The organism is Pseudohaliea sp. (assembly GCF_040217025.1).
GTDB lineage: Bacteria > Pseudomonadota > Gammaproteobacteria > Pseudomonadales > Halieaceae > Pseudohaliea.
This window is the reverse complement of the sequence record NZ_JAVJOA010000010.1, coordinates 750,611-773,136: the sequence shown is the minus strand read 5'-3', so window position 1 is coordinate 773,136 and position 22,526 is coordinate 750,611. Positions and strand designations below refer to the sequence as shown.

General features: G+C 71.0%; 21 protein-coding genes. 9 read left to right on the top strand and 12 right to left on the bottom strand.

From position 1 onward, the window contains the following. Window positions 1–4: 4 nt before the first annotated feature. The 4 genes from RKE50_RS14930 to argH all read right to left on the bottom strand — a co-directional run bounded on the left by RKE50_RS14930 (window position 5) and on the right by argH (window position 4,437). Entirely contained in the window at window positions 5–718 is a 714-nt protein-coding gene (locus RKE50_RS14930; RefSeq protein ID WP_350037635.1) for a DUF484 family protein, read from the bottom strand. A 17-nt stretch (window positions 719–735) separates the two neighbouring features. Continuing rightward, window positions 736–1,566: a diaminopimelate epimerase gene (gene dapF, locus RKE50_RS14925; protein ID WP_350037633.1), complete on the bottom strand. Its 831-nt coding sequence runs from the start codon at window positions 1,564–1,566 to the stop codon at window positions 736–738. 8 nt (window positions 1,567–1,574) lie between these two features. Continuing rightward, complete coding sequence (gene lysA / locus RKE50_RS14920; RefSeq protein WP_350037632.1) at window positions 1,575–2,825, bottom strand: diaminopimelate decarboxylase; 1,251 nt, start codon at window positions 2,823–2,825, stop codon at window positions 1,575–1,577. A gap of 190 nt (window positions 2,826–3,015) precedes the next feature. Further along, on the bottom strand, window positions 3,016–4,437 hold the full coding sequence (argH, locus tag RKE50_RS14915; RefSeq protein ID WP_350037896.1) for an argininosuccinate lyase: 1,422 nt from the start codon (window positions 4,435–4,437) through the stop codon (window positions 3,016–3,018). Between the two features lie 113 nt (window positions 4,438–4,550). On the opposite strand from argH, the gene RKE50_RS14910 reads away from it, so the two are divergent. Genes RKE50_RS14910 through RKE50_RS14885 form a run of 6 tightly spaced genes read left to right on the top strand, consistent with a single transcriptional unit; the run spans window position 4,551 to window position 10,766 of the window. Then, window positions 4,551–5,612, top strand: a complete 1,062-nt coding sequence (locus RKE50_RS14910; RefSeq protein WP_350037630.1) for a sensor histidine kinase — start codon at window positions 4,551–4,553, stop codon at window positions 5,610–5,612. Further along, window positions 5,609–6,328 (top strand): LytR/AlgR family response regulator transcription factor, encoded by a 720-nt coding sequence (locus RKE50_RS14905; RefSeq protein ID WP_350037628.1) that lies wholly within the window; start codon window positions 5,609–5,611, stop codon window positions 6,326–6,328. Before RKE50_RS14910 ends, RKE50_RS14905 begins: the two co-directional genes overlap by 4 nt. 55 nt (window positions 6,329–6,383) lie before the next feature. Continuing rightward, the gene (gene hemC / locus RKE50_RS14900) at window positions 6,384–7,316 is read left to right on the top strand and encodes a hydroxymethylbilane synthase (RefSeq protein ID WP_350037626.1); all 933 of its coding nucleotides are present in this window, start codon (window positions 6,384–6,386) and stop codon (window positions 7,314–7,316) included. Further along, window positions 7,316–8,101 carry a uroporphyrinogen-III synthase gene (locus RKE50_RS14895; protein WP_350037624.1) on the top strand — a complete coding sequence of 262 codons (786 nt, stop codon included), beginning with the start codon at window positions 7,316–7,318 and terminating at the stop codon, window positions 8,099–8,101. Before hemC ends, RKE50_RS14895 begins: the two co-directional genes overlap by 1 nt. Continuing rightward, on the top strand, window positions 8,098–9,477 hold the full coding sequence (locus tag RKE50_RS14890; protein WP_350037622.1) for a uroporphyrinogen-III C-methyltransferase: 1,380 nt from the start codon (window positions 8,098–8,100) through the stop codon (window positions 9,475–9,477). The genes RKE50_RS14895 and RKE50_RS14890 overlap by 4 nt, the downstream gene beginning before the upstream one ends. Further along, window positions 9,477–10,766, top strand: coding sequence for a heme biosynthesis HemY N-terminal domain-containing protein (locus RKE50_RS14885; RefSeq protein ID WP_350037620.1), 1,290 nt, complete (start codon window positions 9,477–9,479; stop codon window positions 10,764–10,766). The genes RKE50_RS14890 and RKE50_RS14885 overlap by 1 nt, the downstream gene beginning before the upstream one ends. A gap of 92 nt (window positions 10,767–10,858) precedes the next feature. On the opposite strand, the gene ubiD is transcribed toward RKE50_RS14885, so the two are convergent. The 3 genes from ubiD to trxA all read right to left on the bottom strand — a co-directional run bounded on the left by ubiD (window position 10,859) and on the right by trxA (window position 14,201). Next, window positions 10,859–12,343, bottom strand: a complete 1,485-nt coding sequence (ubiD, locus tag RKE50_RS14880; protein ID WP_350037618.1) for a 4-hydroxy-3-polyprenylbenzoate decarboxylase — start codon at window positions 12,341–12,343, stop codon at window positions 10,859–10,861. A 46-nt stretch (window positions 12,344–12,389) separates the two neighbouring features. After that, complete coding sequence (gene rho / locus RKE50_RS14875; protein ID WP_350037617.1) at window positions 12,390–13,658, bottom strand: transcription termination factor Rho; 1,269 nt, start codon at window positions 13,656–13,658, stop codon at window positions 12,390–12,392. 216 nt (window positions 13,659–13,874) lie between these two features. After that, window positions 13,875–14,201 (bottom strand): thioredoxin TrxA, encoded by a 327-nt coding sequence (gene trxA, locus RKE50_RS14870; RefSeq protein WP_350037615.1) that lies wholly within the window; start codon window positions 14,199–14,201, stop codon window positions 13,875–13,877. Window positions 14,202–14,319: 118 nt separating this feature from the next. Between trxA and RKE50_RS14865 the strand changes: the two genes are divergently transcribed. Next, window positions 14,320–14,583 carry a GIY-YIG nuclease family protein gene (locus tag RKE50_RS14865; protein ID WP_350037613.1) on the top strand — a complete coding sequence of 88 codons (264 nt, stop codon included), beginning with the start codon at window positions 14,320–14,322 and terminating at the stop codon, window positions 14,581–14,583. Here RKE50_RS14865 and RKE50_RS14860 read toward each other — a convergent pair. Beyond that, the gene (locus RKE50_RS14860; protein ID WP_350037611.1) at window positions 14,528–16,480 is read right to left on the bottom strand and encodes an ABC-F family ATP-binding cassette domain-containing protein; all 1,953 of its coding nucleotides are present in this window, start codon (window positions 16,478–16,480) and stop codon (window positions 14,528–14,530) included. The genes RKE50_RS14865 and RKE50_RS14860 overlap by 56 nt on opposite strands. A gap of 83 nt (window positions 16,481–16,563) precedes the next feature. On the opposite strand from RKE50_RS14860, the gene RKE50_RS14855 reads away from it, so the two are divergent. Continuing rightward, window positions 16,564–17,046 (top strand): TIGR02444 family protein, encoded by a 483-nt coding sequence (locus tag RKE50_RS14855; RefSeq protein WP_350037610.1) that lies wholly within the window; start codon window positions 16,564–16,566, stop codon window positions 17,044–17,046. Window positions 17,047–17,138: 92 nt separating this feature from the next. Continuing rightward, on the top strand, window positions 17,139–17,909 hold the full coding sequence (gene bamJ / locus RKE50_RS14850; RefSeq protein ID WP_350037608.1) for a BamJ family beta-barrel-assembly machinery protein: 771 nt from the start codon (window positions 17,139–17,141) through the stop codon (window positions 17,907–17,909). Between the two features lie 51 nt (window positions 17,910–17,960). On the opposite strand, the gene RKE50_RS14845 is transcribed toward bamJ, so the two are convergent. From RKE50_RS14845 to RKE50_RS14830, 4 genes are all read right to left on the bottom strand, one after another. Beyond that, window positions 17,961–18,455 (bottom strand): disulfide bond formation protein B, encoded by a 495-nt coding sequence (locus tag RKE50_RS14845; RefSeq protein ID WP_350037607.1) that lies wholly within the window; start codon window positions 18,453–18,455, stop codon window positions 17,961–17,963. Window positions 18,456–18,475: 20 nt separating this feature from the next. After that, the gene (gshA, locus tag RKE50_RS14840) at window positions 18,476–20,059 is read right to left on the bottom strand and encodes a glutamate--cysteine ligase (RefSeq protein WP_350037605.1); all 1,584 of its coding nucleotides are present in this window, start codon (window positions 20,057–20,059) and stop codon (window positions 18,476–18,478) included. 90 nt (window positions 20,060–20,149) lie between these two features. Continuing rightward, the gene (locus RKE50_RS14835) at window positions 20,150–20,602 is read right to left on the bottom strand and encodes a PilZ domain-containing protein (protein WP_350037603.1); all 453 of its coding nucleotides are present in this window, start codon (window positions 20,600–20,602) and stop codon (window positions 20,150–20,152) included. 17 nt (window positions 20,603–20,619) lie between these two features. Next, a complete protein-coding gene (locus tag RKE50_RS14830; protein WP_350037601.1) occupies window positions 20,620–22,509 on the bottom strand; it encodes a DUF1631 family protein in 1,890 nt (629 codons plus the stop codon). Between the last annotated feature and the right edge of the window lie 17 nt (window positions 22,510–22,526).

Here is a 22,526-nt window from a genome sequence, read left to right as displayed (position 1 = left end):
GGCGTCAGGCGTCGGCTGCCGGCGCTCCCTCGCGGTCGAGACGGGCGAGGACGCGGCCGATCACGGCGGCCAGGTGTTCGAGGAAGAGGGTGCCCATCTGGCTGTGGTAGCGCTTGGCGTCGCCGCTGCCCACGGCGACCAGGCCGCGGTCGCCGCCGAAGTCCAGCGGGACGAGGGCCGCCGAGCCGGCACCGCGGGCGCCGGGGAACAGGTAGCCGAATTCCTCGGCGCGCAGGGCGCCGCAGGCGGGCTTGCCGCCGCGCAGCAGGCTGCCCAGGTGTGCCTCGACGGCTTCGCGGTCGGCGCAGCGGCAGGCGCCCTCCGCCGGCCCGTCGCCGTAGACCACGAGGGCCGCGTGCGGGGTGTCGAAATGCTCGGCCATGCCGTTCTCGAAACGCGCCAGCAGGTCCGGCAGGTCCGCCGCCTCGAGGAGCGACAGCACGAGGGCGCGGGTACCCACGTAGAGGGTCTCGTTCTCCCGTGCGGCGTCCGTCAGCTCCTTCAGGCGATGACGCAGGTCGACGTTGCGCTCGCGCAGCACGCTGACCTGGCGCTCGACGAGCGACACCGCGTCGCCGCTCCCGTGGGGAATGTGCAGGGTGCGCAGCAGGTCCGGATTGCGCTGGAAAAAATCGGGGTTGTCGAGGAGGAAGTCGCGGAGCTGCGACTCGTCCGGTACCGCCTCGGCGGCACTCTGCCGCGGGTTCTGTGCTGCCATGCGCTGCGTCCTCGCCGCTAGAGTCGGATCGTGCCCTCGAAGGCTATGGCCGTGGGGCCGCTGAGCAGGACCGGTTCGCCCTCGCCCGCCCAGCTTACGGAAAGCTTACCGCCGGGCAGGTGTACTGTCACCTGCTCGTCCAGCCAGCCCTGGAGCCGGCCCCAGACCACGGCCGCACAGGCGCCCGAGCCGCAGGCCAGGGTCTCGCCGGCGCCGCGCTCGTAGACCCGCAGGCGCACGCTGCTGCGGTCGACCACCTCCAGGAAGCCGGCGTTCGCGCGCTCCGGGAAGTCGGGGTGCCCCTCGATGGCGGGACCGAGGCGCTCCAGGTCGCAATGGGCGACGTCGTCGACGCGCAGCACCGCGTGCGGGTTGCCCATGGAGAGCGCGCCGATGCGCAGCGGCTCGCCGTCCACGGCGAGCTCGTAGGTCGCTGCGCGGGTCTCGCGGTGCAGCGGGATGTCCGACGGGTCCAGGCGCGGTGCACCCATGTTCACCTCGACCTGGTGCTTGTCGAGCATGCGCAGGGTCATGGGCCCGCCCTGGGTTTCGACGGTGATCAGTTGCTTCGCGGTCAGCTTGCGGTGGCGCACGAAGCGGGCGAAGCAGCGCGCCCCGTTGCCGCACTGGCCGGCCTCGCTGCCGTCGGCATTGAAAATGCGATAGCGGAAGTCCACGTCCGGCCGCCCGGGCGGTTCGGCGATCAGGACCTGGTCACAGCCGATGCCCCGGCGCCGGTCCGCGAGGCGGCGGATGTCCCGGGGCTTCAGCTGCAGGTGCTGCGTGACCCCGTCGAGGACGACGAAGTCGTTGCCTATACCGTGCATCTTGGTGAAGCGGATGGCCACGGCGGACCTCAGGCGGGCAGGCGGCGCTCGCCGCGCAGCAGGTCGTCGAGGGTTTCGCGCTCGCGCACCACGTGCCACTGCTCGCCGTCGACGAGCACCTCGGCGGCGCGCGGCCGGGTGTTGTAGTTCGAGCTCATGACGAAACCGTAGGCGCCGGCCCCGCGCACCGCCAGCAGGCTGCCGGGGCTGAGCGACAGCTCGCGGCCGCGGCCGAGGAAGTCCGCGGTCTCGCAGACCGGTCCGACCACGTCCCAGCTTCCGGTCTCGCCGCCGGCGCTGTCGTCCACGGGCTCGATATCCACCCAGGCCTCGTAGAGCGCGGGGCGGATGAAGTCGTTCATGCCCGCGTCGACCAGCGCGAAGTTGTGCCACGCGGAGTGCTTGAGGTAGTTGACGGTGGTCAGCAGGACGCCGGCGTTGGCGACGATGGAGCGGCCCGGCTCGAAGACCAGCTCGAGGTCGCGCTCGCCCACGGCCCGGCGCAGGGCAGCGATGTAAGCCGCGATCGTCGGCGGCTGTTCGTCCCGATAGCGAACGCCGAGGCCGCCGCCGATATCGAGGTGGTGAAGGGTGATGCCCTCGTCGGCGAGCCGGTCCACCAGCTCGAGCATGCGCGCCACCGCGTCCAGGAAGGGGCCGGTGCTGGTCAGCTGCGAGCCGATATGGCAGTCCATGCCGATGACGCGCAGGCCCGCCCGCTCCGCCGCCCGCCGGTAGACGGCCAGGGCGCCGTCGCTGTCGATGCCGAACTTGTTTTCCTTCAGCCCGGTGGAGATGTAGGGGTGCGTCTCGGCGTCCACGTCCGGGTTCACCCGCACGGAGACCGGCGCGACGACGCCGTGCGCGCGGGCGACGCTGTCGAGCAGCTCGAGCTCCGCCGGCGATTCCACGTTGAAGCAGCGGATGCCGAGCTCCAGCGCCCGGGCCATCTCCCCGGCCTGCTTGCCGACGCCGGAGAAGACCACCCTGGCGGGGTCGCCGCCGGCGGCGACGACGCGCTCGAGCTCACCGCCGCTGACGATGTCGAAGCCCGCGCCCCGGCGGGCGAGCAGGTCCAGTACGGCGAGGTTGGAGTTCGCCTTCACGGCGTAGCAAACCAGGTGCCTGCAGCCGGCCAGGGCCTCGTGGTAGGCGTCGAGCGCCGCCTCCATGGCGGCGCGGGAGTAGACGTAGCAGGGCGTGCCCTCGGCCTTTGCGATGGCCGCCAGCGGTACCCCCTCGGCGTAGAGCTCGCCGGCCCGGCGCGGGAAGGCGTTCACGATTCCGCTTCCCTGGCATCCTCGGCGGGCGGCGCGGGGTAGAGGGGCCCCAGCTGGCCGCAGCCGGCGCCGAGGGCGAGCGCCACGAGCAGCAGGGCGCGGTACAGGCGATTCACGATAAGCACTTCCGGAAACGTCAAACGGCGCAGTATAGCGCCGCGCCCGAGGGCACGCGAAGGGCCCGCCCGGACTAGCGCGGCTTGCCGCGGGCCTCGACCCGCGCCAGGGCCCGCTCGGCGGCGGCGCGGACCTGCGCCGGGGCGGTGCCGCCGATGTGCTCCCGCGCGGCCACGGAACCCTCGAGGGTCAGCACGGCGAAGACGTCGTCGTCGATGCTGCTCGAGAAACGCCGCAGCGTTTCGAGGTCCATCTCGGCGAGGTCCTTGCCGGTGTCCAGCCCGTGTGCGACGGCCTTGCCCACGACCTCGTGGGCGTCGCGGAAGGGCAGGCCCCGGCGCACCAGGTAATCGGCGAGGTCCGTCGCCGTGGCGAAGCCGCGCAGCGCCGCGGCGCGCATCGTGTCGGCCCTGGGCTCGATGGCCGGCACCATGTCGGCGAAGGCGCGCAGGGCGTCGAGGACCGTGTCGACAGAGTCGAACAGCGGTTCCTTGTCCTCCTGGTTGTCCTTGTTGTAGGCGAGCGGCTGGCTCTTCATGAGCGTGAGCAGGGCGACCAGGTTGCCGTTGGTGCGGCCGCTCTTGCCGCGCACGAGCTCGGGGACGTCCGGGTTCTTCTTCTGCGGCATGATCGAGGAGCCGGTGCAGAAGCGGTCCGGCAGCTCGACGAAGCCGAACTGCGCGGAGGTCCAGAGCACGAGCTCTTCCGCCATGCGCGAGAGGTGGGTCATGAGCAGCGCGGCGAAGGCGCAGAACTCGATGGCGAAGTCCCGGTCCGAAACCGCATCCAGCGAGTTCTCGCAGGGACCGTCGAAGCCGAGGGCGGCGGCCGTCTGCGCCCGGTCCAGGGGGAAGGTGGTCCCCGCCAGCGCCGCTGCGCCCAGGGGGCACTGGTTCATCCGCGCCCGGCAGTCGCGGAGGCGGCCGTAATCGCGCTCGAGCATCTCGTTCCAGGCCAGCAGGTGGTGGCCGAAGGTCACCGGCTGCGCCGTCTGCAGGTGCGTGAAGCCGGGCATGATGGTGTCGGCGTGGCTGCGGGCGAGGCCGATGGTGCCGCGCTGGAGCCTGCCCAGCTCGTCGGCGATGCGGTCGATGGCCTCGCGCAGCCAGAGGCGGATGTCGGTGGCGACCTGGTCGTTGCGCGAACGCCCCGTGTGCAGGCGTTTCCCGGCGGGGCCCACGAGCTCCGTCAGCCGTGCCTCGATGTTCATGTGCACGTCTTCCAGGCGTTCCGACCAGGAGAACGCTCCCGCCTCGATCTCGGCGGCGACCTGGTCCAGGCCGCTGGCGATGCGCTCGTGGTCGTCGGCGCTGAGCACGCCGCGGTCGCGCAGCATCGCCGCGTGGGCACGCGAGCCGGCAATGTCCTCCCGCGCCAGGCGCCGGTCGAAGGCCACGGAGGCGGTGAAACGCTGCACGAAGGCATCGGTCGCCTCGCTGAAGCGTCCTCCCCAGACGTTGCTCGTGTCGCCGTCGCTGCTGCCGTCCCTGCTCATGCCCTCTTCCCTGTCGCCGTTGTCCGCCGCGTTGCTGTCCGCCGCCAACCCTCGCCTTGTCCACCGCGGGCGGGCGTGCAAGTATAACAGCGCCGTTTCACCGGGAGCCGGCGATGCCGCGACGCGAGCCGCCGGGCGCGGCTGGTCCGCTGCCCGAAGACGATTTCTTCCTGCCCGACCTGTGTGCGCCGCGGGCCGTTTTCTTTGCGGTGCTGCTGGCGGAACTGCTCGTGCTGGTCCACCATCTCGCCGACAGCGTGCCCCGGCCTTTCGACTGGCAGGCGCTCGGGCCGGCCTCCCTGTTCGTGCAGTGGTGCGTGCTGTTGTCATCCGCGCTGCTCTGCGCCCTGCGCCCGCTCCTGGCCCGCTTCGGATTGCCGTTCGTGACCGTCGTCGCCCTCGCCGTGGTCGCCACGGTGACGGCGGTGAGCAGCGGCCTTGCGCGCCTCGCCTACCCGCCGACGCTGGAAGCGGTGCAGGCCCCCGGCTGGATTCTGCGCAACGTGCTGGTTGCCGTGCTCCTGGCCGGCATCGTCCTGCGCTATTTCTACCTGCAGCAGCAGCTCGTGCGGCAGCAGCGCGCGGGGCTGCAGGCGCGCCTCGCCTCGCTGCGTTCGCGCATCCACCCGCACTTCCTGTTCAACACGCTCAACAGTATCGCCAGCCTCATCGGTGCCAGGCCCGCGGCTGCGGAAAGGGCCGTCGAGGACCTCGCGGACCTGCTGCGAGCGAGCCTGCGTGAGGACGAACAGGAGACAACGGTCGCCGAGGAGCTCGCGCTCTGCGAGCGCTACCTGGCGATCGAGACCCTGCGCCTGGGCGACCGGCTCGCCGTGGAATGGGCGGTGGACGACGCCGCCCGCGCCGAGCGGCTGCCGTCGATGCTGCTCCAGCCGCTGCTCGAGAACGCCGTCAACCACGGCATCGCCCGCCTGCCCGAGGGCGGCTGCATCCGGGTCGTGATCGAGGCGCGGGACGGCGAGCTGCGCCTCTCGCTGGTAAACCCGGTACCCGGGGAGGGCGGGGCCGGCGCCGGCTCCGGCGAGCACCTGGCCCTCGACAATATCCGCCAGCGGCTTGCGGCACTCTACCCGGAGCGCCACCGCTTCCGCGCCGCGCGGGCGGGCGACAGCTACGCCGTGGCCGTGCGGCTGCCGCTGCACCGAGCGCGATGAGAATCCTGGTCGTCGATGACGAACCCCTGGCCCGCGAGCGGCTGCAGCGGCTCCTCGCGCGCCTGCGCCCGGACGCGGCCGTCAGCGAGGCGGGGGACGGCGAGAGCGCGCTGCGCGCCGTGCAGACCGCGCCGCCGGACCTCGTGCTGCTCGACATCCGCATGCCCGGCATCGACGGCCTCGCCGTCGCGGAGCAGCTCGCCGCCATGGCGCAGCCACCGGCCGTGGTGTTCTGCACCGCCTACGATGCCTACGCCCTGGATGCCCTGCGCCACGCGGCCGTCGGTTACCTGCTGAAGCCGGTCCGCGAGGCCGAGCTCGCGCAGGCCCTGGCCGCGGCCGGCCGGGTCAACCGCGCCCAGCTCGCGGCGCTGCGCGGTGACGAGGGCCGCCGTGAACTGGTGAGCAGCGGCCACGGCGGCATGCGAACCCTGCCCGTCGACGCGGTGCGCTGCCTGCTGGCGGAGCAGAAATACGTGGTTGCCTACACCCCCGGCGGTTCGCTGGTGCTGGACGAAACCCTGAAGGACCTCGAGCGCGAGTTCCCGCAGCGCTTCGCGCGCGTGCACCGCGGCGCCCTCGTCGCGCTCGCCCACGTCACCCGCCTCGCCCGCGGGGACGGCGGCTGGGTCGTTGAGCTCGACGGGGTCGACCAGCGGCCTGCGGTGAGCCGGCGGCACCTGGGGGCGTTCCGGGAGCGGCTCGCGGCGCGCTGACCCCCGGGGCGGTCGCTGGTATCATGGCGCCGCTTTCAGACACCGGGGGAACCACATGGGCCAGACAGTCACCATCGCGACCCGCGAGAGCGCGCTCGCGCTGTGGCAGGCGGAGTACGTACGCGACGCGCTCACGGCGGCGCACCCGGGCCTAAGCGTCGAGCTCCTCGGCATGACCTCCCGCGGGGACCAGATCCTCGACGTTCCCCTGGCCAAGGTCGGCGGCAAGGGCCTGTTCGTGAAGGAGCTGGAGACGGCCCTGCTCGACCGCAGCGCCGACATCGCCGTGCACTCCATGAAGGACGTACCCATGGAGTTTCCCGACGGCCTCGGCCTCGGCGTGATCTGCGAGCGGGAGGAGCCCACCGATGCCTTCGTCAGCAACCGCTACGGGCGCGTCGAGGACCTGCCCGCGGGGGCGGTGGTCGGCACCTCCAGCCTGCGCCGGGAATGCCAGCTGCGCGCCCGCCGGCCCGATCTCACGGTGCGGTTCCTGCGCGGCAACGTGCAGACGCGGCTGCGCAAGCTCGACGACGGCGAGTACGACGCGATCATCCTCGCCAGCGCCGGCCTCCTGCGCCTGGGACTCGGCGAGCGCATCCGCAACCACATCCCCGTCGCCGACTCGCTGCCGGCGGGCGGCCAGGGCGCCGTCGGCATCGAGCTGCGCACCGAGGACCGAGCGACCCTCGAGCTCCTGCAACCGTTGCACCACGGGGCCACCGCCGAGCGTGTGCTGGCCGAGCGGGCCCTGAACCGGCGCCTGCAGGGCGGTTGCGAGGTGCCCATTGCCGCCTACGCGGAGCACGTGGACGGCGGCAGTGCACTCTGGCTCCGCGGTCTCGTGGGCCGCCCGGACGGCACCACGGTGCTGCGCGCCGAGGGCCGCGCGCCGGCGGCCGAGGCGGAGGCCCTGGGTATCGCCGTGGCGGAGGATCTCCTCGGCCAGGGCGCCGAGGCCATCCTCGCCGAGGTGTACAACCGCTAGTGCGCCCGGGCCCCGCGCCGACGGTCCTGGTCACGCGCCCGGCCGGCCAGGGCGACAGCCTCTGCGAGCGGCTCGAGGCGGCGGGATTCACGGTCACGCGGCAGCCGCTCCTCGCCCTGGAGCCCCTCGGCGGACTGGCGCCTGCGCAGCGCCGGCTGGTAGAGGACCTCGATCGCTACCAGCACTGCATCTTCATCAGCCGGAACGCCGTGCGCTTCGGCCTCGAGCTGCTGTTCGACTACTGGCCCCAGTGGCCGCCGGGCGTCGCCTGCTACGCAGTGGGCGACAGCACCGCTGCGGCACTGCGCGAGGCCGGCCTCGCGGTGCGTACCCCCGGTGCCGACATGACCAGCGAGGGACTCCTGGCGTTGCCGGAACTGGCGGCCGTGCGCGGCGATCGCGTCCTCATCGTCAAGGGGGAGGGGGGACGGCAGGCCCTGCGCGAGACGCTAGCCTCCCGCGGGGCCGAGGTCGACGAGCTGGCGTGCTACCGGCGCGTGGCACCGGCCCTCGACGGGGCCGGGCTCCGGGACCGGCTGGCGCGGGAGGCTGTGCGCCTGATACTCATTTCCAGCGGTGAAGCACTCGCTAACCTGACGGCATTGCTTCGGCCCCGGGAAACGCATAAGTTAGCGGACATCACGCTGGTCGTACCGTCGGCGCGGGTGGCGGAGGAAGCCGTCGCCGCGGGCTGGCAGCAACCGGTGGTCGCGGCCAACGCCGCAGACGACGCCATGCTGGCCGCGGCGCAGCGCTGGTGGTCGGCCCTGGGGGAAAGCGAGTGACGAAAGACGAAGACCGCGACGGCGACAGCGCGGAGTACCACGACACCACCGACGGGGCCGATGCAACGTCAGCGCCCGACGGCGACGCGGCAGAGCACGCCCCGGTGGACGACGGCCCGGCGGCGACAGCGGCAGGCAGCGGGAGCGCGGCGCACACCGCCGCTGCAGCCGGCAGCGCGGCCGGCCCCGCAGCCACCCCGGCAGCAGCGCCGGCGACCGCGACCGAGCCCGCGGGCAATCCCCTCATCCCGAAACTCGCCCTGGCCATCGCCGTGCTTGCCGCCGGCGCGGCTTTCTGGGGCCTGCTCGACGGGCAGCGCCGGGACAGCGACGTGCTGCAGCGGCTCACCGGCCTCGAGGCCGTGTCCGGCCGCGAGAGCGCGACCCTCGAACAGCTCAACACCGCCCTGGAGCGCCAGGTCGAGCTCGCGGTGAAGGCCGCGGAGACACAGCTGCGCGGCGAGCTCCAGGCCGCCGACGACGAGCTCCGCGACCGGCTGGCGGATGTGGCGGAGGACGCCCGCGACGCCCGCAGCGGACAGGCGGAGACCGCAAAGGCCGTCGCCGGCCTGCGCGATTCGGTGGCGGGACGCTTCGAGCGCCTCGACGGCCAGCTTGCCCGCCAGCGCAGCCAGCTCGAGGAGTTCCAGCAGGTCAGCGCCGGCGATCGCGACAGCTGGCTGCTCGCCGAGACCAACTATCTCCTGCGCCTCGCCAACCAGCGCCTGGTCATGACCGGGGACACCGCCTCCGCTCAGGCCCTGCTGCGCAGTGCCGATGGTGTGCTGCGCGAGCTCGACGATCCATCGCTCCACGCGGTCCGCGAGGCCATCGCCGAGGACCTCGCCGCGGTACGCGCGGTACCGAAGCTCGACCGGCAGGGCGCCTACCTGCGCCTCGCCGCCCTCATCGACCGCATCGACAGCCTCGAGGTCTTCGCTACGCCCTCCCTGCCGGAAGGCGACGCTCCGCCGAAGGGTGAGGGCGATTGGCAGAGCCGGCTGCGCCAGGGCTACGAGCGCGCCCTCGCCAAGCTTTCCGACTACGTCGTGGTGCGCCGCCGGGACGAGCCGGTGGAAGTCCTCATGGACCCGCAGTGGGAGCGGCTGGTGCGCCAGAACCTGCGCATGCTGCTGGAGCAGGCCCAGGTGGCGCTGCTCTCCGGCAACGGCCGGCTGTACCGGGAAAGCGTGGAGCGCGCCGCGGGCTGGGTCCGCGAGTTCGAGGCCAGCGACCCCGAGGGCGCTGCCGCCATGGTCGCCGAGCTCGAGGACCTCGCGGGTGAGCGCGTGAGCGTCGACGTCCCCGACGCGACCGGCAGCCTCGCCGCCATGCAGTCCGTGCTCGCCGCGCGCGCGGGCCGGAGCGGCGACTGATGCGCAGCTTCTTCCTCCTTGCGCTCATCGCCCTGCTGCTGGGCGTGGGCCTGGTGGCGATGATCGAGAGCGAGCCGGGCTACCTGCTCATCGCTTTCGGGGGCTACACCGTGGAGTCGAGCCTCTGGGTCGGCCTGCTGCTGATTGCCGTGCTGGTCCTGGTGCTGTACGCGGTCGTCGGCACGATTGCCCGGCTGCTGGCGAGCCCCGGGTCGGTGCGCTTCTGGGCCACCGGCCGGCAGCGCCGCCAGGCCGCGCGCCTCACCAACCGGGGCCTGATCAGCTATATCGAGGGCGACTGGCGCAAATCCCGCCGCGCATTGCAGCGCGGTGCGAAGCACAGCGCGTCGCCGGTTTTCAATCACCTGATGGCCGCCCGCGCCAGCTTCCAGCTCGATGACCCCGAACAGATGCGGAGCGACCTCGAGGCGGCGCTGCGCGAGGATGTGCAGTCCGCCGTTGCCGTGGACCTGACCCAGGCTGAACTCGCCCTGCAGGGCGGCAAGTTCGATCGCGCCCTGACCTGCCTCGAGCGGGTGGCCCAGCGCAGTAACAGCCCCCAGGTCTCGCGGCTGCGCTGCAAGGCGCTGCTCGGTCTCGGCGACTGGGAGGGGCTCGCCGAGCTGCTGCCGGTACTCAGGCGGCAGGGTGCGCTGCCGGACAAGGAGCTAGCCCGCCTCGAGCGCGAGTGCCACCTGCGGCTCCTCGAGGGCGCGGCCCTCGATCTCGGCGACGACACGGCCGCGGCCCTCAAGCTCACCTGGCGCCGCGTGCCGCCGGCGCTGCAGCAGGATGAAGCGCTCCTGCACCGCTACGTGGAACTGCTGGAGAAGGTCGGCGCCGGGGACGACGCGGCAAAGCTGATCACGCGCACGCTGAAGAGGCGCTGGGACCCGGCGCTGGTCAATCGCTACGGTCGCCTGGCGCTGGAGAAGGGCAAGCGCCAGCTCACGCAGGCCGAGCACTGGCTGGGCAAGCACGGCGACGACCCGGAACTGTTCCTCTGTCTCGGCCGCCTCGCCGCCCGCCAGCAGGACTGGAATCGGGCGCGGCAGTACTTCGAGCGCAGCATCCAGGCCGGCCCCACGGAAGAGGCCTGCGCGGAGCTCGGCCGGCTGCTGCTGGCCAGCGGGGAGACGAGCCTGGCCGCCCAGTACTTCAACACGGGCATCACCCTGCAGGGCGAGGCCCTCCCGGAGCTGCCGCTGCCGGACGTCGTGGGCGGGGACGACCTCGTGCCCGAGGATCGCCGCCTCGACGGCGAGCGGGTCGAAGAAGAGAAAGACTGAAACCTCGCGGCAACCCGCGCAACAATTCCCGCTGCCCCGTTCACGGCCCTTTTCACAGGGGCTTCGGCGCCCCTCCGGTCAGCGGCGTGTCGCTACAGCCCCAGGCTGTCCCAGATCGCGTCCACCCGTTCCCGGGTCGCGTCGTCCATGCGGATGGGTTCGCCCCACTCGCGGTCCGTTTCGCCGGGCCACTTGTTGGTGGCGTCGAGGCCTACCTTCGAGCCGAGGCCGGCAACCGGTGAGGCGAAGTCCAGGTAGTCGATCGGCGTGTTGTCCACGAAGGTGCAGTCGCGGCGGGGATCCATGCGCGTGGTGATTGCCCAGATCACGTCCTGCCAGTTGCGTGCGTCGACGTCGTCGTCGGTGACGACGATGAACTTGGTGTACATGAACTGGCGCAGGAAAGACCAGATGCCGAGCATCACCCGCTTGGCGTGCCCCGGGTATTCCTTGCGCATGGTCACTACCGCCATGCGGTAGGAGCAACCCTCCGGCGGCAGGTAGAAGTCGACGATCTCCGGGAACTGCTTTTTCAACAGGGGCACGAAGACCTCGTTGAGGGCCACGCCGAGAATGGCCGGCTCGTCCGGTGGACGCCCGGTGTAGGTGCTGTGGTAGATCGGCGCCTCGCGGCTGGTGATCGCCTCCACGGTGAACACGGGAAAGCGGTCGACCTCGTTGTAGTAGCCCGTGTGATCGCCGAAGGGGCCTTCGTCGGCGAGTTCGCCGGGCTCGAGGTAGCCCTCGAGGACGAATTCGGCACTCGCCGGGACCTGCAGACCGTGCTCGCGGCAGAGCGGCGTCACGCACTCGGCGAGCTCCGTCTTGCCGCCGCGCAGGAGGCCGGCGAAGGCGTATTCGGAGAGGCTGTCCGGCACCGGCGTCACGGCGCCGAGGGTGGTGGCCGGGTCCGCGCCGAGGGCGATGGCCACCGGGTAACGCTTGCCCGGGTACTGTTGCTGCCAGTCGCGGTAGTCGAGGGCACCGCCCCGGTGCGACAGCCAGCGCATGATCAGCTTGTTGCGGCCGATGAGCTGCATGCGATAGATGCCGAGGTTCTGCCGCTTCTTCTGCGGCCCGCGGGTAATGACCAGGGGCCAGGTCACGAGGGGGCCGGCGTCGCCGGGCCAGCAGGTCTGGATGGGCAGCTCGTAGAGGTCCACCGCGTCGCCCTCGCGCACGTGCACCTGGCAGGGCGGGTTGCGCACGACCTTCGGCCCCATGGCCATGACTTTCTTCAGCAGCGGCGCCTTGTCGATGGCGTCGCGGAAGTTCTCCGGCGGATCGGGCTGGCGCAGGTAGGCGAGCAGTTCGCCGATTTCGCGCAGGGCGCTGACATCGTCGGCGCCCATGCCGAGGGCGACCCGGCGCTCGGTGCCGAAGAGATTGGCGAGCACGGGAACGGAGGAGCCCTTCGGGTTCGTGAACAGCAGCGCGGGGCCGCCGGCGCGCAGCGTGCGGTCGGCGATCTCGGTCATTTCCAGGCAGGGGTCGACTTCGATGTCGATGCGTTTCAGTTCACCCTGTTTTTCCAGGGCGTCGATGAAATCCCGCAGGTCTGCGTAGCGTGCGGCCATGCCGTGCCCTCTCGCAAGTGGGCGGGGAGTATAGCAAGCTGCGCGCTTACTTCCGGCGCATGGACATGAAGAACTCGTCGTTGGTCTTCGTGTCCTTCAGCTTGTCGATGAGGAACTCGATGGCCGGCAGATCCTCCATGCCGTGGAGCAGCTTGCGCAGGATCCACATGCGCTGCAGTTCCTCTTCCCCGGTAAGCAGTTCCTCGCGGCGGGTGCCGGAGCGGCGGATGTTGATAGCCGGGTAGACGCGTTTCTCGGAGATCTTGCGGTCCAGGTGCAGCTCCATGTTGCCCGTGCCCTTGAACTCCTCGTAGATCACCTCGTCCATCTTCGAGCCGGTGTCGATGAGCGCCGTGGCAAGGATGGACAGGCTGCCGCCCTCCTCGATGTTCCGGGCCGCGCCGAAGAAACGTTTCGGCCGCTCCAGGGCGTGCGCGTCGACACCACCGGTGAGCACCTTGCCGGAGCTCGGGATCACCGTGTTGTAGGCGCGGGCGAGACGGGTGATGGAGTCGAGGAGGATGACCACGTCGCGCTTGTGCTCGACCAGGCGCTTGGCCTTCTCGATGACCATGTCGGCCACCTGCACGTGGCGGGCCGGCGGCTCGTCGAAGGTGGACGCCACCACCTCGGCGCCGCGGATGCCCACAGAGCGCTGCATTTCGGTTACTTCCTCGGGCCGCTCGTCGATGAGCAGCACGATGATGTAGCACTCCGGGTTATTGCTCATGATCGCCTGCGCCATGCTCTGCATCATGATGGTCTTGCCGGCCTTGGGCGGTGCCACGAGCAGGCCGCGCTGACCCTTGCCGATCGGCGCCACGAGATCGATGATGCGGCCGGTGAGGTCCTCGGTGCTGCCGTTGCCCTTCTCGAGGGTCAGCCGCTCCGTCGGGAACAGCGGCGTCAGGTTCTCGAACAGGATCTTGCTCTTGGAGTTCTCCGGCCGATCGAAATTGACCTCGCCTATCTTGAGCAGGGCGAAGTAGCGCTCGCTGTCCTTGGGCGGACGGATCTTGCCGGTAATGGTGTCACCGGTGCGCAGGTTGAAGCGGCGGATCTGGCTCGGTGACACGTAGATGTCGTCGGGGCCCGCGAGGTAGGAGCTGTCCGCCGAGCGCAGGAAGCCGAAGCCGTCCTGGAGAATCTCCAGCACCCCGTCGCCGTAGATGTCCTCACCGCTCTTCGCGTGCTTCTTGAGGATGGAGAAGATGATGTCCTGCTTCCGGGACCGGGCCATGTTCTCGAGGCCGATACCCTGGGCGATGTCGATGAGTTCTTGCGTTGCTTTGGTCTTCAGGTCGGTCAGGTTCATAGATTTGTTCTGGGGTGTGATTCGAGAGGGAAAGGACAGGCCCGGGCCGCGCGGGCGGCTAGGGGGCGCCACGGGCACCCGGATATTGGAGCAGCCGGTCAGGTTTCGGGGTTATTATCGCTGCGCAGGGGTGCGCAACGGAAATGAATCTAGCATGGTGGGGTGGGGGCGTCTACCGGTTTTTTCCGCGCCGGCGGGCGCCCCGCGACCGGGAAATCAAAGCGCCTCTTCGATGAATTCGACGAGCTGTGTCTTGGACAGCGCACCGACCTTCGTCGCTTCCGCGGCGCCGTTCTTGAACAGGATCAGCGTGGGGATGCCGCGGATGCCGAACTTCGGCGGAATCTCCGGGTTGGAATCCACATCGACCTTGCACACCTTCAGGCGCCCCGCGTACTCGCTCGCCACCTCGTCGAGGATCGGCGCAATCATCTTGCAGGGGCCGCACCATTCGGCCCAGAAGTCGACGATGACCGGCACGTCTGCGCCCAGGACGTCCTGATCGAAACTGGCATCGGTCACGTGTACGATGTTTTCACTCATTGGGGTCTCCAGCTGGTAGGGGTATCGGGCAGAGGTGGTTGACGGAGTTAATGCTAACACCGGGCCGGCCAACGACCAATCCGCGCAGAAGGCCGCACGAAAGGCCGCGCACGAGGCGATGGCAACAGCGTGGTTCGTCTACGTATTGCGCTGCGCCGACGGTTCACTCTACACGGGCGTGACCCGGGACCTCGCGAGGCGCCTGCGTCAGCACAACGGTGAGCTCGCCGGCGGGCCGCGTTACACCCGCGGCCGGCGTCCGGTGGTGGTCGCCTGGAGCACCGCCGCAAGCTCGCGCAGCGAGGCACAGCGGCAGGAGGCCCGCATCAAGCGCTGGCCGCGCCGGGCGAAGCTTCGCCTCCTGCAGCGTTCGCGTCAGTGAAAGACGCAGCGGCCTCCTCGAGGGCCGCCTCGGCCTCCAGCCACGCCTCTTCCAGCGCCTCCGTCTCGCCGCGCAGTTCGCCCTCGCGGCGCAGCAGCGCCGTCAGCTCGTCGCCGGCCGCTTCCGCGTAGAGCGCCTCGTCACCGAGCTTCGCCTGCACGGCGGCAAGGTCCTTTCCGCTGCGCTCGAGGGCACGCTCCAGTTGCTCCACTTCCCGCTGCAGCGGGCGCAGCGCCTCCCGGCGCGCCGCGGCCGCCTGCCGCCGGCTGCGGCGGTCTTCGCCGGCCGCGGCCGATCCGGAATCCAGCTGTTCGCGCGGCGCCGGCCCGGCGGCGGCGAGCACCGCCGCCTCGTAACCGGCGAGGTCGCCGTCGTAGTCGCGGACCGTTCCGTCGGCGACCAGCCAGAGCCGGTCCACGGTCGAGCGCAGGAGGTGGCGGTCATGGCTCACCAGCAGCACGGTGCCGTCGTAGCCCTGCAGGGCCTCGGCAAGGGCCTCGCGCATGGCGAGGTCCAGGTGGTTCGTGGGCTCGTCGAGCACCAGCAGGTTCGGCGCCTGCCAGAGCACCAGGGCGAGGGCGAGGCGTGCCTTCTCTCCGCCGGAGAAGGGGGCGATCGGCGTGGTCGCGCGCTCGCCGCGAAAGTCGAAGCCGCCGAGAAAATCGAGGATGGCCTGTTCCCGGGCCCCGGGCGTGGCGCGCTGCAGGTGCTGCGCCGGGCTGGCGGCCAGGTCGAGGACTTCCAGCTGCTGCTGGTCGTAGTAGCCGAGCCGGCACCGGTCGGACGCCCGGCGGTCGCCGGCGAGGAGCGGCAGGCGTCCGACCAGCGCCTTGAGCAGGGTACTCTTGCCGGCGCCGTTGCGGCCGAGAAGCCCCACGCGGTCGCCGGGCGCCAGGCGCAGGGTCACGGCGTCGAGCACGACCCGGTCCCCGTGCCCGAGGCGGGCCCGGTCGAGGGCGAGGGCCGGGTCCGTGAGCGGCGGCGCCGGCGGGAACTCGAAACGGAAGGGCGTATCGACGTGTGCCGCGGCCACCTGCTCCATGCGCTCCAGGGCCTTGAGCCTGGACTGCGCCTGGCGCGCCTTGCTGGCCTTGGCGCGAAAACGGCGCACGAAGGCCTCGATTTCGGCCGCGCGTCGCTGCTGGCGCTCCTGCTGTGCCTGCTCCGTGGCCAGCCGCTCGGCGCGCTGGCGCTCGAAGTCGCTGTAGCCGCCGCGGTAGGCCTCCAGGGTGCCGCCGGCGAGATACAGCACGCGGTTGCAGGTGGCGTCGATGAAGTCGCGGTCGTGGGAGATGAGCAGCAGCGTGCCGCCGTAGTCCGCCAGCCAGCCCTGGAGCCAGAGGCTGGCATCGAGGTCGAGGTGGTTCGTGGGCTCGTCGAGGAGCAGCAGGTCCGAGGGTGTCATCAGCGCCCGGGCGAGATTGAGGCGTATGCGCCAGCCGCCGGAGAACGCGGCCACCGGGCGTTCGCCATCCCCGGGGGCGAAACCGAGGCCGCGCAGCAGCCGCTCCACGCGCGCATCGGCGGTGTAGCCACCGCAGTCCTGCAGCGCCGCATGGGTCGCCGCCGCGCCGTCGAAATCGCCGGTTGCCTCCTGCGCGCGCAGCCGGTCGCGGAGCGCAGCGAGCTCGGCGTCACCGGCGAGGACATACGCCGCCGCCGGCAGGTCGCTGGCTTCGACTTCCTGCGCCATGTGCGCCAGGCGCAGCCCGTCCAGGCCCTCGACCTCGCCGCCGTCGGCGCCGAGTTCGCCGAGGAGCAGGGCGAAGAGGCTGCTCTTGCCGCTGCCGTTGGCACCGATCAGCGCAATGCGCTCACCGTGCGTCAGTGTGGCCCGGGCGCGGTCGAGGAGCAGCCGGTCGCCGCGGCGCAGGGAAAGTTCACGTAAGATCACCATGGGGGCAGCATTCTACTGGGCGAGCGGGTTGCGGGGCGAGCGAACACGGCGGATGAGCAGGGCAGGCAGGCGGGGCGCGGCGCATGGCGGATGACAGCGGGAGCGGGACACTCTGGGCGGGCATCACGGCGCTCTACGCCGAACCGGGGGTGGCGGAGGCCTGTATCGCCGCGCAGGATGGCGCGGGTGCGGACGTGCTGCTATTGCTCGCCGCGGCCCTGAAGACCCGCCACGGGGTGAGCCTTGACGGGGCCGGCCCCGCGCTGGCTGCCGCCGTGGAGCCCTGGCGCAGCGAGGTCGTGCGCCCGCTGCGGGCCCTGCGCCGGCGCTGGCGCGGCCTCGATGGCGTCGACCCGCTGCGGGAGCGCCTGAAGGCGCTGGAGCTCGAGGCAGAACGCGCGCAGTTCGAGCGCCTGGCGCCGCTGCTCGCCGGGCCGCCCGCCGAAGCCACCGCTGCGCTGCTGCGCGCGAATCTATCGGCGGTCGAGCCGGCGCTGTCGCGCGAGCACCTCGATGCGCTGGCGGCGGCGCTGCTGCGGGGGTGGCGACCGGACCCCGGCGGGTAGTACCATTCGGCGCATCAGCGCCAGTGCGCTGCGCGCCCGCAGGGGCCCGCGCGCCGGCTCCGGTTTCCCCCGCAAACGATGGAAAGCACGCTATGAACAGATTTGTCACGCCCGTGGCCGCGGTCGCTCTCGTCCTCGGCCTGCAGGCCTGCAACCAGCAGCAGTCCGGCGGCGACAGCCCCGCCGGCATCGAGCCGGTGGCCCTCGATACCCCGAACAAGCGCCTGAGCTACGGCGTGGCCCTCGGCCTCGGCCGCAACATGAAGAACGACGGCATGGAGATGGATATCGACGCTTTCGCCCTCGGGCTGCGCGACGCGTTCACCGGTGCCGAGCAGCGGCTCACGCCGGAGGAAATCCAGGCCGAGATGCTGGCGTTCCAGGAGAAGATCCAGGCCGAGCAGGAGGCCAACCAGCAGGCGCTGGCGACGGCCAATGCCGAGGCCGCAGAGACCTTCATGGCCGAGAACGGTGCGCGCGAGGAAGTCACCGTTACCGAGAGCGGCCTGCAGTACGAGGTCATCGAAGCCGGGGAAGGCCCGGTGCCCGGCCCCGGCGACAGCGTCGAGGTGCACTACCGCGGCACGCTGCTCGACGGCACGGAGTTCGACTCCTCCTACAAGCGCGGGCAGCCCGTGACCTTCGGCGTCGACCAGGTCATCGCCGGCTGGACGGAAGCGCTGCAGCTCATGCCCGTGGGTTCGAAGTGGAAGCTCTACATCCCGCCGGAGCTCGCCTACGGTGCCGGCGGCGCGGGCAACGTGATCGGGCCGAATGCGGCGCTCACCTTCGAGGTCGAGCTGCTGTCCATCCCGAGCCAGGCCGAAGCAGCGTCCGGCGAGGACGCATCGGCCGAGGGCTGATAACCGCGGTCTAGCGATCCACCCCACCCGCCCCGCCCGGGGCGGGTTCTCTCAGCCTCGCAGTAGCTGCCAGAGGCTGAGCAGGCACAGGACGACAAAGCCCGCCAGCGTCTGCTCCGGGATGCTGAGGCCGAGGAAGGTCCAGACTGTTTCCGCGCAGTTGCCGTCCCCCATCATGATGACCGAGAAGGCCTCCGACAGGGGCAGCGTGTCGAGCAGGTAGCCGAGGCTCGGGCCGCAGGCCGGGACCTGGTCCTCGGGCAGGTGCTGCAGCCAGACGTGGCGCCCGGCGACGGCCGCACCGCCGCCCGCGGCGAGGACACACAGGCCCGCGTAGAGGCGACGCCCGGTGATGCCGGGGTTATGCAGCGCCGCGAACAGCGCGAACAGGCCCGTGAGGATCATGAACCCGCGCTGGGTCACGCAGAGCGGGCAGGGGGCCAGGCCCAGGTGCTGCTGCAGGAAGAGCACGGCGAACAGCATGGCGAACACCGTGCCGAGGAACAGCAGGAAGAATACGGACCGGGGGGACATGAGCGCTGGCATGGTGCAGGAATTCTCCGGGGTCAGAGCGCCGCGTACTGATCGTAGTAGGCGGCGAGGTAGCTGGCGAAGTCCAGCGAGTCCGCTGCCTCCAGCTCACGCTGGGCGGCCAGGGAGCGTTCCGTCTCGGCCTCGAGTGCCGCGAGGGCGGCCTCGCCGGGCGCGCGCTCCCGGAAGTACTGGCCCCAGTGCTCGCTGTAGCGCAGGCCGAAGCGGTAGAAGGGCAGCCCGTCGCGGGCCATCTCCGCAAGCACCCGTGCCGAGGGCGTGGCTGCGGGATCGCTCACCTTCGCTTCCTGCGCCGCGACGGCCGCGCGGTAGCTGCCGTCACCATGGGCTGCATCGAGGAGTGCCGCCGTGCGCGCGACCCCCTGCAGCCGTTCGCCGGCGAGCGCCGCGAGCGGCCGGCGGCCCGCGGCGCTGGCGAGGGTGAGCCCCGGTTCGCGGCCGCGGTCGACCACGGTGGCCAGGTTCTCGTCGAGCACGAGCTGCTCCGCCGGCGAGCAGGGCGGGCTGTCCTCCACCAGGCAGTGCAGCAGGAACGCGTCGAGAAAGCGGATCGTCTCGGCGTCCAGGCCGAGCGGGGCAAAGGGATTGACGTCGAGGCAGCGCACCTCGATGTACTCGATGCCGCCGCGGCGCAGCGCCGTCAGTGCCGTTTCGCCGGAGGCGGCGACGCGCTTCGGGCGGATGGTGCTGTAGAACTCGTTCTCGATCTGCAGCAGGCTGTCGTTGAGCTGCTGGTAGTCACCGCCCTCGCCGCTCGGGAACTGCGCGTAGGCCGGGTGCGGCGTGAGGATCGCCGCCTTCAGGGTCTTCAGGTAGCTGTCGAGATCGTTGTAGCAGACCGCGAGGCCGCGCTGCGCCTCGCTGTTGTAGCCGAGGCCGCCCATGCGCAGGGACGTGGCATGCGGCCGGTAGAGCGTGTTGCCTTCCGGGTCCATGGGCTCGAGGCCGTGGCCCTGGCGCCCGCGGAGGAAACTGGCGCAGACCGCCGGTGAGGCACCGAAGAGGTAGATGAGCAGCCAGGACCAGCGGTGAAAGTTGCGGATCAGGCCCAGGTAGCGCCCGGTGATGTAGTCCTGGCGCGTGCCGGGTGCCCCATCGTCCTGCCACGCCGCCTCCCAGAAGGCCTCCGGCGGCGAGAAGTTGTAGTGGATACCGGCGATGGCCTGCATCATGCGGCCGTAGCGGTGGCCGAGGCCCAGGCGATAGACGGTCTTCATGCGGGCGACGTTGGAACTGCCGTAGCGGGCGACGGGAATGCCGGCGTCGCCGCTGACGATGCAGGGCATGCTGAGCGCCCAGAGCCGCTCGTTGCCGAGCTGCCGGTAGACGAAGCTGTGGATGTCGGCGAGAGTCTCGAGGGTGTCGTCGATGCCCGTGCTCACGGGCGTGATGAACTCGAGGAGCGCCTCCGAGTAGTCCGTGGTGATGCTGCCGTGGGTCAGGGCGGAGCCGAGCCCGGGCGGGTGGGGCGTCTGGGCGAGCGTGCCCTCGGGGCTGATGCGCAGGCTCTCTTTCTCGACGCCGCGGCGGATCCCCGCGATCAGGGCAGGCTGCCCAGCCGCCAGCCGCTCGAGCTGTGTCTGCCAGTGCGATGTCACGGGGTATCCTTTGTCGTGGGCCTCGTCGAGAGAACGCGGGAGTTTAGCGGCGAAGCGCGGGGGAGTACAGGACGCGCCCCGGCTGCGCCATCAACCGGTTTCGGGCGCATCGACGAGTTCGAGCGCAGCCTCCCACTGGGCCGTGTCCGAGCCCTCGGCCTCGAGGATCTCGAAGCCGGCGATCCACGCCCCGGGCAGGTCCTTGGCGCGCATGCGCCAGCGCACCTGGCCAACGAGGTAGAAGGGGTCGGTGTGGCCGGGGATATCGACCCCGACCTGCAGGATGGCGCCCACGGTCACGCGCTCGTCGAGCACCACCCGCAGGCCCCGCTGCGAGACCTCCAGCGTGTGGCAGCGCACGATCTTGCCGGGGCCGACGGCGCCCGGGGGCGGGGACTCGATCTCGATGAAGACCGTGCTCGCCAGCGGCAGCCGGAAGTAGCGTCGCTTGTCGGGCTGCTTTCCCGGCGGCTGCCCCGGCTTCCTGTCGTCCTGCCCGCCGGTCTTCCCTTCGGTCTGTTCTTCGCTTTTCTTTTCGGTCATGGCCGATCCTCCCGAGACTATTCGTCTCGCTGCTCCCTGGCGCGCTGCACTTCGTCGCGGAAATAGCTCCTGGTCTCGAGGATGTCCACGAGGCCGTCGTCGATGAGTTCCAGTAGTTCGCTGCGGCTGATTTCCCGCAGCGCGATCCCGCGCCGGTTCACGAAGATATAGTGCTCCCGGCGCGGGTCGAACACGACGAGTTTCGCCATGATCGGGGTCTCGCCATCGTGGAAGCCCAGCCAGGCTCCCATCGGTACGTCGAGCTCCGGGCCCGGCGGGAGACGGCGCCGGCGCCCGCCGCTGCCCGGCGGCTGCTCGCCGTCGCCGCCGCCGGACCCCGCTGAATCTCCGCTGCTGTTGTTATCTGAGTTCACGAGTTCGAGCTCCATGGACGGTTGCGTTTGGTAGGCCTGCCGGGTCGCGGTGGCAGCGGCGACCTCGGCGTTGCTCGCGGGCGCCGCGAGTGGTTCTTCTTCGCTGTGACTTCCCCCGGCATCGTCCCCGTCACCGTGATCCGGTTCGGGATCTCCGGCTTTCTCCTCCTCGGGTGCCGCTTCCGTCTCCACGGGCGGCACGTAGTTGGGGTCGACCAGGGCGCGCAGCTTGTGTTCGTCGTCGATGCCCGCGGCGTGAGCCAGGGAGAGGCTGAAGGTATCCGCGGTCGCCAGGTGCCGGGCCGCACCGGAGCGCAGATCCTCGATGAACTGGCTGCGGCCGAGATCCATGGCCTTCAGGCCGACGGCGTTGGTGAACAGGAGGTGGTGCCCCTCCTCCAGCTGCAGGCTGAGGCGGGCGCGCAGGTCGCCCTCCTCGTCCCGGAGCATGAACCACTGCCCGGTCTCCAGCGCCCGGGTCTCGTCCGCCCCGTCCTCGTCGTCGTTCTTCTCGCCCGGGATGTCGATGGGCCGGGCCGTGGCAAGGCCGAGGTCCTGGCCATGGCTCATGCGCAGGTGGACGTACTCCACCAGGCCGATGGCGTCGTCCGCGGCGGCGCTGTCGTGTTCAAGGCTGAGCAGCCACTGGCGCAGGTCCGCGGACAGCTTGCGCAGCGCCTCGCTGCTGCGGTCGGCCGTGTTGCCTTCCGGCGGTTGCACGGACGCCATCAGCTGGTCGGTTATGCGCCCCGCCTCCCGCCACTCCGAAGAGCTGGTGCCGTGGCGCAGCGCGACGAGCTGGAGGCTGTCGTACCAGGGGCCCTTGATGAACTCCGCGATCGCCGCGGGGAGCGGGTAGCTGGCCAGGCCCTGGTTCAGCAGGCGCCCGGCCTCGCGCCGCGCCAGGCGCATCCGCGCTGCCGCCTCTTCCGTCTCCTCGAGCCGACGCACCATGCGCGCGGCTCGCTCCTCGTCGCGCTCTGTCGCCGCTGCCAGTTCCTCCGCGACCGCGGCGAAGTCCGTTTCCGGGTCCTCGTGCCACTTGAGCGCCTGTTCGACCCCGCGCTGTACGCGCTGCTCGAGCATCTGTCCGGCGCGGTCCAGGCGTTCCTGCCAGCCGGTGGCACTTGCCTGGAGCTGGTCGAGGAGCCGGTGCAGCGGGTGCTCGCCGGGCTGGAAGAAGTTCTCGTCGCGCAGGGCCACGGCCGCGGCCAGGGGCAGCAGCCTGCGCAGGGCCTCGCGCATGCTCCCCTCCAGGGGGTAATCACGCTCCCAGCCCTCGAAGGCGAGGGCCACCCACTCGATCGTGGATGCATCGGTGGCCCTGGGCAGTTCGCCATCGTCCTCGTTGCCCTGGCGGCGGAGCGCCTTCAGCGGCGTCTCGCCCTCCTCGCAGGCGGCCCTGACCCGGGCCGCCAGGGTGTCCGCATCGAGCACCCTGGCGTCGGCCCCGGGTTCTTCGTGCGGGAAATTGCGGTTGACCAGGTCCCGTAGGGAGCAGGGAAGCGGCAGGTGTTCGTTGGGCAGCGTCATCGCGACGAGCCGTGGGG